Consider the following 12,327-nt stretch of genomic DNA (forward strand, 5'->3'; position numbering starts at 1 on the left):
CCCGTGATCATCTTCGGCATCGCTCTTCTCCTGTTGAGGAGTTATCGATGCGTGTCTACTGAAGTGGGGGAAGTCCACACCTCAACTCGAATCATTGTTATCCCCCGAGATACACCTGGTCTGCGCGACGGCAGAACGCGTCCACCATGGTATTCGCAGCCTGATTGAAGACCGGCCCGAACGTCATCCTCGACAAGGATCCGGAAAACTCAAATTCCAGCGTGAGAATCACCTTGCAGGCGTTATTCTGCAGGGGCTTGAACTGCCAACGACCGCTAAGGTTACGGAAAGGACCATCCACCAGGCTCATTTCAATGGTATGCGGCAGGTACAGCTGGTTGCGCGTGGTCAGCCGGTGACGGATACCACCTTTGGCGATATCCATAGATGCCATGATTTCGTGGTCTGTCTGCTCGTGCACCTGGCTGGCTGAACACCAGGGAAGAAAGTCGGGGTAGCTGGCAACATCGTTGACCAGGTGGAACATGCGTTCCGCCGAGTGCATAACCAGCGCGGTCTTGTCGATCTGATGGGGCATTGGAACCGGACGTCCTGCTTGCGAATACTCTTGAGTTGAAGACCCTGCAAAGGGGGAGCCCCTTTAATCGGGACGCCAATATCAGACGCTATGATAAAGGATATCACCGTTGTTGGGGTCACTTTCCTGCCCAGCCGGGCCGTTCTTACCGCTCTTCTCGCCTGGCTCGCCCGGATTGGTCTCTGGCTCGCCACCCCCACCGGCATCACCCGCTTCATTGTTGGGATCATTCGCATCGGGGGCAGTTGGCGTCATTGAGCTTGGCGCCAACTCTACGGTAGGTTCGCACCACAATCCGTTGCTACCGCTGTCGCACAACGCCACCAGCGACGTGGCGGTGTACTGCAGGCCGATATACGCCACCACCAGCGGCAAGATCAAGCGCATCACCCAGAACCATATACGGCCAATCAGGCGTGGTGCCTTTCCCAGTATGGTGAAGGTCAGATTTCGGGTCAGGTACCAGCCCGCGAAGACAGATATCAGGATACTCACCAGCGGAATCAGCAGGCCACCCGTGATCAGCTCAAGCCAGCGGAACAAGGTGCCCCCGGCGAAACGCTCGTCGGACCATAGATTGAAGGACAGCAACGACCCAAGCCCCGCCAGCCAGACTGAGCTGCCCATCAGAAAGGCGGACAAGCCCCTTGGTGCGCCTGTCCACTCCTGAAACCAACCGACCACCGGCTCAAGCAATGAAAGAGACGTCGTCCACACAATCATCACGATGACCAGGAACACGGCCGCCACCAGAAACTGACTGCCCGGCAGATCCGCCAGGGCCACCGGCAGCGACAGGAAAAGCAGCCCGAACCCGCGCTCACCTTCCATGGAATGGCCATCGGGCGCCAACGAATAAATCGCCAACCCGGCCCCGATGGCGATCAGGGTGTCCATCAACACCACAGCCAGCACGGAACGCTTAAGGCGAGTGTCCGCGGGTGTATAGGCACCGAACAGGGTCCACACGCCCATTCCGAGCCCAAGAGTGAAAAACGCGTGAAACAACGCCGCCCGCAAACTGTCCAGGGTCACGTCGGCGGGGCGGAAATCCAGCATGAAGTCCGACGCACTGCGGAAATCCCCACTCCAGGCGGCCAAACCGCAGAGCGCCAGCAGAATCAGCATCATCGCCGGTGCCACCACCCGTACTGCACGCTCGACACCGTCCACCACGCCCTGCATCGACACCCACACCACCAGCAACAGGAAGAATCCGTGCCAGCCCATGAACACGCGATAGTCCCGCGAGTCCGACACCAACGCGGAGAGGATACCTGCGGCTTCAGCCTCGCCGGCGCCAATAAACCGGCCCATGGCTCCGTAGAATACGTAGGCCAGAGCGATGGCACCGAAAACAGCCGTAAAGGAAAGCACCAGAAAAGCCGCCAACACCCCCAGACGACCAGCCCACATCCACGCCCGGGACCGTCGCGCGCTGCGAACGAAACCATCCATCGCCAGCACCAATCCATGGCGGGCGTATCTTCCCATCGCGGATTCGGTGACCATCAACGGCAGCGTGACCAGCAACAGGCACGCCAGGTACAGCAATATGAACAACCCGCCGCCATGCTGGCCGGCCAGGTAGGGAAACTGCCACACGTTCGCGAGGCCAAAGGTTGCCCCGGTCGCGGCCCAGAAAAAAGTGGTTGGCCGGGTCCACGACCCGATTGGTGTTTCGTATGGAGTAGGCATTCCATTCCCTGACGACATCTCAGCGCACATTGTAGCGGAGGAATCACAACCCATACGACCATCGACTCAGTCAATCGCGCCGATTTCGTGACCAGTCTGGTACTACTGGGCTACAATGCGCGCTTTTCCGGCACGATTACGCACGGTAAATTTTCTGTCCGACTCCGGATCAACGATTCATGAGCAAGAAGAAACCCGGCGCACCGAGCGCCACCATTGCCTTGAACAAAAAGGCAAAACATGAGTACCACATCGAGGAACGCTTTGAGGCGGGCCTGGCCCTGCTCGGATGGGAAGTAAAATCCATCCGTGCCGGCAAGGCGCAGCTCACCGATGCCTACGTGCTGCTTAAGGACGGAGAGGCCTGGCTGCTGGGATCCCACATCATCCCGCTCACCGCCGCCTCAACCCACGTTATCGCGGACCCGACCCGGACCCGCAAACTGCTGCTGCACGCCAAGGAAATTGCCAAGATCGTCGGCAAGGTTAACCAGGCAGGCCATACCTGCATTCCGCTGGCCATGTACTGGAAGAAGAACAAGGTGAAATGCGAAATTGCCCTGGTGAAAGGCAAGAAGCTCTTCGACAAGCGTGCCACCGAGAAAGAACGGGACTGGAACCGCCAGAAACAACGCATCCTCCGCGAAACCAACGTCTGATCCGCTGGCCGGGCCCCAGGCCCGGCGACTTCTCCCCGCATTTTATGTCGCATCTGCATCCTCTTTTAGCCCCTCTCTGATCAGCCTATACTCGATCCCTTACCCCAATCCGCATACGGACAGCGGCCACCCAGGGACAGACGGGAACCAAAGGGAGCAAGTGATGACACGCCGACAAACACCCATGTCTGCAGTAGATCGCTCGTGGCTACGCATGGAATGCCCCGAGAACCCCATGATGATTTCAGCGGTGCTGGTGTTTGATCAGCCCATTGCCCTCAAGCGCCTCAAGCGAACGCTCGACGAACGCTTTCTCACCTTCCGGCGCTTTCGACAGCGCGTCGTCACCGAAGGCGACCGCACGTACTGGCAGGACGACCCACTCTTTCATATCGACAACCATATTCACGTTCTTGCCCTTCCCGGCGATGGAGGCAAACAGGAGCTGCAAACACTGACCAGCGACCTGACCAGCACCTCGCTGGATTTCCGGCGCCCGCTCTGGCAAATCCACTATATCGAGAACTATCAGGGTGGCTGTGCCCTGCTGGTTCGCATCCATCACTGCATTGCTGACGGCATTTCACTGGTGCGTGTGCTGCTTTCGCTGACCGACAACTCGCCGGAACCGAGACTCAGCCGGGTATCGACATCCAGCCAATCCAAGACCCATGCACCTCAAGGTCTACGACAGCTCGCCAGCCGGGCTTTGCATAATGGACAAACCGCCATCGACCAGGCAGGCCTGTTTCTGAAGTCCATCCGCAACGAGCCGGGCTACCCGTTCAAACTGGCCACTACCGCGGGCAACATCGCCGTCGACCTGCTCAAGCTGGGCCTCTCCCCGGCGGAACCAGACACCTGCCTGAAAATACCCCTGAGCGGTCGCAAGCATGTCGCCTGGGCCGACCCGCTGAGTCTCGCCGAAGTGAAGGTGTGCGCCAGAGCCCTGCGCGGCACCGCCAACGATGTGCTGCTGTGTGCCGCCGCCGGCGCGTTGCAACGGCATTTTTTAGCCACCGGCGAGGCCACGCCGGAATGCGGTGTTCGCGTTGCCGTACCGTTTAACCTGCGCCCGATGCGACAGCCGATCGAAACCCTGGGCAACCAGTTCGGGCTAGTGCTGGTCACCCTGCCCGTGGAGGAGACCGATCCGATCATGCGGTTCCGCCAGGTTCAGGAAAACATGAACCGCCTCAAACGCTCCTATCAGGCTCAGGTAACCTACAGCCTGCTGGACCTGTTCGGGCGCGGCCCGGATGTCCTTGAGCGGCGGGCGCTCTCCATGCTCAGCAATAAGGCCTCTGCGGTACTCACTAACGTGCCGGGCCCAAAAGAACCTGTATATTTGGCGGGAGCAAAGCTCACCCAGCCCATGTTCTGGGTGCCCCAAAGCGGCAATATCGGCATCGGTTTGAGCATATTCAGCTACGCCGGCACGGTGCAATTCGGCATCACCATCGACAAGAACATCAAGGCCGACCCGGCCAGTGTGATGGGGCATTTCCGCGACAGCTTTGCCGAACTCCTGGACGCCGCGCTGCACAACAGCGAACAGAACACCGCCCGGGCCGCCAGTTGATAGGTACAACTGACCACCCGACACCACAAAACAAAACCAGGAAAACCTTGAAGTTGGCGGAAGCAGCCACATATACTGTCGGTAAGGGGACGACATGGCTTCGACGCCGGTGGCGAACCCTTGGGTGCATGTCGAGATGGCAGCCAATCTCGTTAATCCAAAGCTGCAACGCAATAGTCGCAAACGACGAAAACTACGCACTAGCAGCGTAAGCTGCTAGTCGTCCTGACCGGGTCGCCCGTAGCCCGGAAGCAACATCTCAGGACGTCATCGCTTACGGGATGCTCCGTTTTCCAGAGTTCACTGGCTAACGGCTAAGATCTAAAGAACTCGGTTCTTGCACCCTGGCTCTCGGGTCGCTTGAACTTAAATCAATAGAGAGACGCTAAACATGTAGACCTCAAGGCTGAGTACTGGCGGACGCGGGTTCAATTCCCGCCGTCTCCACCAACCAACCGAAAAAAGCCCCTGATTTCAGGGGCTTTTTTCGTTATCAGACTCCCGAACTTCCACAGGCTTGGTTGTCTGCCCATCTTCAACCACAGGCTCACCGGTCACCGACCGCACCAGCCTTCCCATGTAGCGCAGCGTGAAGAAGTTCAGGGCACTCAGGGCTATGGCAATCTCAAGGTGGTGGTACGCAACAGCCACACCGATCGCGCCACAGTTCCAGATACTCGCGGCGGTGGCGGTGCCGATTACGCGGCTGTCGTCCTTGAGGATGGCGCCGCCGCCAATGAAACCGATGCCGGTGACAATGCCTTGCAGTACGCGGCCCTGTTCGCCCGGGGAGTCGATGACGGCTCGACCAACAAGCATGAAGCCACATGAAACCACGGCCACCAGCGGGAAGGTTCTCAGGCCGATCCTGGGCCCCTGCTCTTCCCGGTCGAAACCGATGGGGAACGCCAGCAGGTAGGCAATGGCCATCAACAGCAGGTGGTTGAGGGTGAGCATCCAGTCAACGTTGAGCAAGTCTGCCATGGGGATTTCCGGGTTCTGAAGTTTTTGTTATCGCTGGATCGAGATTAGTCCTGGTCTGCAAAGGCTTCAATCATTTCCGCTGCGGTTCGGTCGCAATCGCTGTTTTCCGATTATCGAGAATGGTAGGTTTTAAAGGCCGGATTTGGCAGACGTTACCCTGATTCGAGGAAGAGCCCTATCTATGCGCAATAATGGCGATCCTACCAACATGCAACAACTGCTGGAGCAGATTCGCGAGTCGGCGGCCGGAGCCGGGCGAGTGTCGGTGAACGATATCATGAATGGCGTGGGGGAACGTTCGTTCGGGCCCGTGGTGCTCGTAGCAGGGCTGATCACCCTGGCGCCGTTGATCGGTGACATTCCCGGCGTTCCAACCATTCTGGGGCTGGTGGTTCTGCTGACGCTGGGGCAACTGTTGTTCCACAGACGCACCATCTGGATGCCGTCCTGGATTTCCCAGCGTTCCGTGCCCCAGGACAAGCTCTTGAAGGGACTGGACTGGCTGCAAAAACCGGCTCGTTTTCTGGATCGTTGGACAGGGCCGCGCCTGGTGTTTCTGGCGGACGGGCCAGGGCTCTATGTGATGGCCATTATCTGCATGCTGGTGGCTCTGGCCATGCCGGCGATGGAGGTGGTGCCCTTCAGCGCCAATGGTGGCGGCGCTGCGTTGACGGCCTTCGGGCTGGCAATCGTAGCGAGGGACGGGTTGTTGGCAATTGTAGCAACGTCGCTCACGCTGGTGACCGGCTGGTTTGTGGTTACCGGGCTGGCGGGGTAATACTAGAGGCGTAAAAAGGAGCCGTCCGTTGGCCCAAAGATGCAGTGGAGCAGGAGCTCCTTTAGTCGCTTTCAGGGACTAACACATCTTCAGTACACCAGATCAATATGACAGTTCTATGACGCCGGGTTATCACCCACGCCCATGAAGCTCTTCAAAAAATACGCGGGTACGCTCAGTGATTTCGTCCAGTTTGGCGTCCCACGTGCGCTTGTAGCTTTTGAAGGTATCGTCACTCAGGCGCGAGATACGCGCTCCCGCCTCAGCTAACGCACGAGAACTGTCGGCAAAGGCGTCGAAATCCGGCTCATCCAGCCTGTCGCTGCTTCGATTGAGGTCCGCCGCGGTTCGCTGTAAGACACTTCGATCTCTCTCAGGCGCCCGCTGGTTGTCTTCCAACGCCTCTTCGATGGATTCCTCCAACTCTTCCATCAGCCCATGCAGGGCTTGGCCGTACTCTTCCATGGCCTGCTCTGCCCGGCGCTGGGCCTGATCGGAATACGCCTCGAATTCGCGGGCAATGGCGTCCATCTGGCGAGAGAGATCGTCGGAGGACTGTCCGAAACTGGCCGTCAAGCGCTCGCCCAGCCGGTTCATTTCTCCGATCAAACCTGCAAACGGAGACGGATTCATGATCGCCTCGCCGGTGCGGTCGTAATCCACCAGCCAGTCGCCACTCTGTTCCACAAGGTAGGTATTCACTTCCCGGCGCTCGCCGGGGACGCCGTTCTCAGCGGGCAGGCGGGTTACGATCGTAGCTTCGCGATCGTCGATGACCACCCGACCGAAATCAGGCACGGTGCCAGACCAGTCCCGGGCGTAGCCATCGAAGGCAGAGGGGGCGGCAAGCGTCGATAGATCGGCAACGGTATCCGCGTCTTTCTCGGACAGGGCCTGCCAGAATTCAGCGGCCACTTCCTGGGGCGTTTCCGGCTTGCTGCATCCAGCGACCACCACGGCCGCCAGCGCTAGTGCCACCACTCTGAACCACGAGTAACTCATTCGCCCATCCTCAATCAATGTTCAATACTGGGCGAATAATACTACAGGCATTAGAGGTTACAGGTCAGATTTACCAATTCTTCATCAAACACACGGCGGTTTTCGCTGTAGTCCACGGGCACATCGATCAGGTGCACACCCCCCGAGGTCAGTGCGTTTTTCAGCGTCGGCCGCAGGTCTTCGGTACGGGTGATTCTATGGCCAGTGGCACCATAGGCATCGGCGTATTTGACGAAGTCCGGGTTGTTGTAATCCAGCCCGAAGTTCTGAAAGCCTTCCTGGGCCTGCTTCCATTTGATCATGCCGTAGGCATTGTCGTTGATGATCAGTATCACCAGGTTCAGCTTCAGCCGCACAGCGGTTTCCAGCTCCTGGCTATTCATCATGAAGCCACCGTCGCCGCACACCGCCATCACCTTGAGGTGTGGATAGAGCATGGCCGCCATCATGGCACTGGGCAGGCCGGCGCCCATGGAAGCCAGGGCATTGTCGAGCAGCACAGTGTTGTTATCGTAGGCCGGATAATTGCGGGCAAACCAGAGTTTGTACATGCCATTGTCCAGCGCGATGATGCCGTCGTCGGGCATGACCTGGCGTACGTCGTTGACGATTCGCTGGGGAATAACCGGGAAACGGCCATCGTCCGCCTTGTCGGCCATATGGCTGTCCACGGAAGCTTTCACTTCCATAAACCGGCTGAAGTCGTGTGAAGAGCACTGGCCGCATTTCTCGGCCAGGTACTCCACGCTGTTGGCAATGTCGCCCACCACCTCGTGCTGGGGGAAGTAAACCGGGTCCACGTCAGCAGCGCTGAAGTTCACATGGATAACCTGTTTGCCGCCGGGATGCATGAAAAACGGCGGTTTCTCAACCACATCGTGCCCGACGTTGATCACCAGGTCAGCGTGATCAATGGCGCAGTGCACAAAATCGCCGGCCGAGAGCGCCGCATTACCCAGGTAACGGGGGTGGCGCTCATCCACCACGCCCTTGCCCATCTGGGTGGTGAAGAAGGGAATGCCAGTCACGTTCACCAGGTGGATCAGGGCCTGGGAAACCCGTTTGCGATTAGCACCGGCGCCAATCATGATCAGCGGATACCTGGCTTTGCTGATCATGTCACAGGCAGTGTCCAGGCTCTTGGTACTGGCAGTGGGCCGACGGGCATCACTGGGCTGGAAGATATGGGTATCGCTCTCTGCCACCTCGGAGGCGATGTCTTCCGGTAATTCGAGATGAACCGCACCGGGGCGCTCTTCCGAAGCCAACCGGAAGGCTTCTCTCACCTTGGCGGGGATGGTGTTGGCGTTGCTGATCTGGCGGGTGTACTTGGTAAGTGGCCGCATCAGGTCCACCACATCCAGGATCTGGAACAGCCCCTGTTTGGACGATTTAATGGGCTTCTGCCCGGAAATCATCATCATTGGCATGCCGCCGAGCTGGGCATAGGCAGCGGCGGTTACCAGGTTGGTGGCCCCAGGGCCGAGGGTCGACAGGCAAACGCCCACACGGCCTGTCAGGCGCCCGTAGGTCGCGGCCATAAAGCCGGCTGCCTGCTCGTGACGATTGAGCACCAGCTCAATGCTGGATTCGCGCAGGGCCTCAAGGAGATCCAGGTTTTCTTCACCCGGTACCGCGAAGATGTACCGAACACCTTCGTTTTCCAGGGCACGAACAAACAGCTCGGCGCCGTTGCGGCGGGTAGTGGCCTCAGCGGTCATCATCTCTCCCGTTCTGGCTTGGTTGGGTCTACTTTTCCTGCGGAGGTTCGGCCTGCAATGCCTCAGCCGGCAACCGGTCTCGGCCCCAACTGCGGTGAACGCGGCTGATCACCCGCTCCAATTCCTCCTCGCCCACGTCTGCGGGTTCACCGCGTTCAAGGGGGTCGAAGTGAAAAATGTACAGCCGCGAGGCGAACTGTTCAAAGGGCAAGGATGCCTCACCGAACCGCTCCCCTTTCCTGGAGGTACTGACCACCACATCGTCGCCCCAATTCTGACCACTGTCGTTGTTGGGGTTGAAGAAATACACCCGCATGACCTCTTCCGGGTCCAGAGTCACACGGAGGATGGTAATCGCGTGCCAGCCGATGAATCTTGCGGCACTGTCGGTAACCGCTACGCCAGCCGGTTGCGGATGGATCAGCGGCTGGTTGCCATTATAGTAAGGGTGGTAGCTGGCATAGAAATGTCGCAGGAAGGTGTCCAGGTCTTCCAGGTGACCGGTTGCAACATCCACGTTTATGCGGAATCCACGGCCGGCGGACCAACCATGGAACTCGGGGTTAACCCACTGGTGGGGGTCGCCCTGGCGGTCCGTACACAGGCGCCCCATTTCCGCATAAATCCGGTCAAGGTGCGGTACTACCACCAGCGAAACCGGATCCAGGTCGAGCGTTACTTCGGAGGCCACGCCACCCTGGCTGCCGGAGGAAGATACCGGGCGACCCTCGAAATGCATGATGATTTCGTTGTCGCGGGCGGCCCAGGCCACCATCTGCAACAGATAGTCCGGATCGTTGTAGGCCCACATGGACAGCGCCCGTGCAGATTGGCAGGTAGGGTTGTTTCCCTGCCCCACGCCAAGGGGCTGGCCCAGCATGTTGAGCACACCCTGCAACAGCCATGCCTTCGGCTGTGGCTGGTAACCATATGCCAATCGGATACGCTCCCGGGCGTGCGGGCAGATGGAGAGCCTGGCCTGGCGCCACAGCGCGGGTGCAAGTGGCGGTTGATAGAGAATGCCTCGCTCCAGCATCAACGCAAGGCCATAAAGACCTTGGGCTGTTTCCGGATAGACGCCTTCATTGATCAACTCATGCACCAGATCCTTGTAGCAGAGCAGGCAATCGCGGCCGGTACTGGACAGGCCCAGGGCTTCAGTCAATAGCGCATCCTGACTCTCCAGGATGTGGCGGACAAACGTGGCGTGATACGGCGACACCAATCCGGTGTCGTGCATGGAACGGGCAAAACCGGTCGCCTCACTTTGCAGGGCCACGGCGTCCATGGACTGCAGCCGTTCCTGGTAAACAGGAATGCCAGGATCTTCGCGGCACGCCTGTGTTGGCCCGTAAAGGCTCGAAATCAGACGCTCCGCACCCTGACCCGCACCACCGAGATCCACATTGGGATCAATGCGGCACAGTGCAATCTGGGTAATCATCTGCCGTACGCTGCTGACCTGGATCGGTCGTTGCTGCAATATGCGCCAGATCTCTTCAATCAGTTGATCGATGACATGCTCATAGCCGATCTGGGTGGCAACATGCTGTACCACCGCGCGGCTGACCAGTGCCAGCTTGCCCTGCTCCCGCTCGGCTTCGCCTGCTTCACCAAACAGCATGTTCAGGTTGATGGCCAATACCTGGGTCAGGTAGTGATGCGCCTGTTCCGCCGACATCGACTCATGCAGGTATTCACCGCGCGCGACCGCCAGCAAACGCAGTTCGCTGAGCCCTTCGATGATGACCGTATCGGCCTGTGGGCTTTGCAAGGAAAAGGTGGTCAACGATGGCAATAGAATGGAGGGGTCTGCCCAGTCTGTTCCCAGGAACACGCCGGCTTTCTCAAGCCGTTCGGCTCGCTGTTCAATTGCAAGGCAGCCCTCCGGCTGCAGAAGCACCCGTCGCACGATGTCGAACAACCGGGGTAACTTGCCAAGTTTGGCAAAATCGCGGCTCTCATCGAGAGCCGCGATGGCATCGTCCAGTCGCTGAACCAGCTTATCGAAATTGACGACAGGTGCCGGGTTTCCAGCGTCGGAGTTGCTCAAACTGTGTTCCTCAGAGTCTGAATCAGACCCATTGTTGTTAATTCCTTACGGAATTATACATAGAAATCCAGTTCTTCCTGATGTTTCAGTAAATCCCGCATTACATAAGGGTCTTCACCGAAGAAGTAAACCAGGCCCCAATGTGTGCCAAAGGCAGTACGCTTGGTAACTGTTTCTTCCAACGGCGGCGTGAGCTCGTGGGACTCGAAGTAATCGTGGTTCTCGGTCTCTTCCGGCATTTCCAATTGGCTGACCACCCGGCGGCGCGGATAAACGCCGAAACAGCCGGCATAGCCCTTGGCATCCACCACCTCTTTGGGGAAGAACGCCTTTACCTCTTCTGCCGTGGTTTTCGGGTCAAAGGTCATGATCAGTGCCTGATAGGCGTTAAAGCCGTAGGCACGCTCAAGCAGCTCGAACACCTTGAAGCCTGGCGGCCGATACGCCACCTCTCCGAAGTACATGGTACTGTCGCTGGTCACGAAGTACTCTGGGTGAATAAACCCGAACTCGATATCGAACGTTTTGATCAGCTTTTCGATCTCGCGGGTGATCTGTTCCCGGTACTTCTCCAGGTCCGGCGTGGCCGGCACAAACACCGAGTAACCCAGGGTCACATACTCCGAGATGTTCAGGAATGCGATTTTGCCGTTGTGAATCCAGGCTTCGACGGCAAATTCCCAACCGTCCAGATGGGATTCCATCAGCACCGGGAATTCTTCCTCGGGAATGGTGTCCACTTCGTCCGGGGTACGAATCACCCGGTGGCCCAGACAACCGGCTTTGTCGAATGCTTTGAGGTGAATCGGATCGTTGGGGTCACCGTCCAACTTCAAGAGGGTCTGGTTGACGCGCTTGAGGAAACGGATAACGTCGTCTCGGTCATGGGCTTCCTCGAAGATCCCAACGCGAATGCCGCCCAGCTGCGCGCGGCGCTTCATCAGGGCCTTGTCCCGTAACAACATGGACTGGCCGAACAGCTTTGGCTGATCCATCAGAACCGAGTTGATAGCGCCGGCCCATTCCACGGTTTCCTCAAACAATGGGATAGCCACATTAACGCCCATCTCTTTGAGTGTCTGAGCAATCTCAACTGACCGGTCGTTCAGGCGCTCGAAGTTCCAAGGTACATAGGGAATATCATGTTCCTTGCAGTAAGCCTCCGCCCAATCCGGCGCAACCACCACATATCGTCGATCAAATTTATCGGCAGCTTCCACCGCGTTCAGGCTCCATCCCAGGAGTGCGATATAGCCTTTATTCGGATCGAATTCTTGCTCGCTCATGTTCGTTCTCCTTGGTGGTGTTTCCT

The 12,327-nt window shown here is 58.3% G+C and carries 10 protein-coding genes and 1 other RNA gene; 4 read left to right on the forward strand and 7 right to left on the reverse strand.

The window, feature by feature from the left end:
• Window positions 1-97: 97 nt before the first annotated feature.
• Together JJO78_RS13770 and JJO78_RS13775 are read right to left on the reverse strand one after the other, a co-directional pair.
• On the reverse strand, window positions 98-538 hold the full coding sequence (locus JJO78_RS13770; RefSeq protein WP_036212167.1) for a type II toxin-antitoxin system RatA family toxin: 441 nt from the start codon (window positions 536-538) through the stop codon (window positions 98-100).
• An 81-nt stretch (window positions 539-619) separates the two neighbouring features.
• Window positions 620-2,236, reverse strand: coding sequence for a sodium-dependent transporter (locus JJO78_RS13775; protein WP_075194310.1), 1,617 nt, complete (start codon window positions 2,234-2,236; stop codon window positions 620-622).
• 179 nt (window positions 2,237-2,415) lie between these two features.
• On the opposite strand from JJO78_RS13775, the gene smpB reads away from it, so the two are divergent.
• From smpB to ssrA, 3 genes are all read left to right on the forward strand, one after another.
• Complete coding sequence (gene smpB / locus JJO78_RS13780; RefSeq protein ID WP_007153125.1) at window positions 2,416-2,895, forward strand: SsrA-binding protein SmpB; 480 nt, start codon at window positions 2,416-2,418, stop codon at window positions 2,893-2,895.
• 163 nt (window positions 2,896-3,058) lie between these two features.
• On the forward strand, window positions 3,059-4,477 hold the full coding sequence (locus tag JJO78_RS13785) for a wax ester/triacylglycerol synthase family O-acyltransferase (RefSeq protein WP_075194309.1): 1,419 nt from the start codon (window positions 3,059-3,061) through the stop codon (window positions 4,475-4,477).
• 85 nt (window positions 4,478-4,562) lie between these two features.
• Window positions 4,563-4,927, forward strand: a transfer-messenger RNA (tmRNA) gene (ssrA, locus tag JJO78_RS13790).
• Window positions 4,928-4,951: 24 nt separating this feature from the next.
• On the opposite strand, the gene JJO78_RS13795 is transcribed toward ssrA, so the two are convergent.
• Window positions 4,952-5,461, reverse strand: a complete 510-nt coding sequence (locus JJO78_RS13795) for an MgtC/SapB family protein (RefSeq protein ID WP_036212145.1) — start codon at window positions 5,459-5,461, stop codon at window positions 4,952-4,954.
• A 181-nt stretch (window positions 5,462-5,642) separates the two neighbouring features.
• On the opposite strand from JJO78_RS13795, the gene JJO78_RS13800 reads away from it, so the two are divergent.
• On the forward strand, window positions 5,643-6,239 hold the full coding sequence (locus JJO78_RS13800; RefSeq protein ID WP_075194308.1) for an exopolysaccharide biosynthesis protein: 597 nt from the start codon (window positions 5,643-5,645) through the stop codon (window positions 6,237-6,239).
• Between the two features lie 132 nt (window positions 6,240-6,371).
• Here the strand turns inward: JJO78_RS13800 and JJO78_RS13805 are convergent, their stop codons facing one another.
• The 4 genes from JJO78_RS13805 to JJO78_RS13820 are packed head-to-tail and all read right to left on the reverse strand — an operon-like array spanning window position 6,372 to window position 12,301.
• A complete protein-coding gene (locus JJO78_RS13805; RefSeq protein WP_075194307.1) occupies window positions 6,372-7,241 on the reverse strand; it encodes a hypothetical protein in 870 nt (289 codons plus the stop codon).
• Window positions 7,242-7,291: 50 nt separating this feature from the next.
• On the reverse strand, window positions 7,292-8,962 hold the full coding sequence (locus tag JJO78_RS13810) for an acetolactate synthase large subunit (RefSeq protein WP_075194484.1): 1,671 nt from the start codon (window positions 8,960-8,962) through the stop codon (window positions 7,292-7,294).
• A 28-nt stretch (window positions 8,963-8,990) separates the two neighbouring features.
• Complete coding sequence (locus tag JJO78_RS13815; protein WP_075194306.1) at window positions 8,991-11,015, reverse strand: hypothetical protein; 2,025 nt, start codon at window positions 11,013-11,015, stop codon at window positions 8,991-8,993.
• Between the two features lie 53 nt (window positions 11,016-11,068).
• A complete protein-coding gene (locus JJO78_RS13820; protein ID WP_007153140.1) occupies window positions 11,069-12,301 on the reverse strand; it encodes an ATP-grasp domain-containing protein in 1,233 nt (410 codons plus the stop codon).
• Window positions 12,302-12,327: the final 26 nt, after the last annotated feature.

Source organism: Marinobacter sp. DS40M6 (assembly GCF_028581595.1).
Lineage (GTDB): Bacteria > Pseudomonadota > Gammaproteobacteria > Pseudomonadales > Oleiphilaceae > Marinobacter > Marinobacter salarius.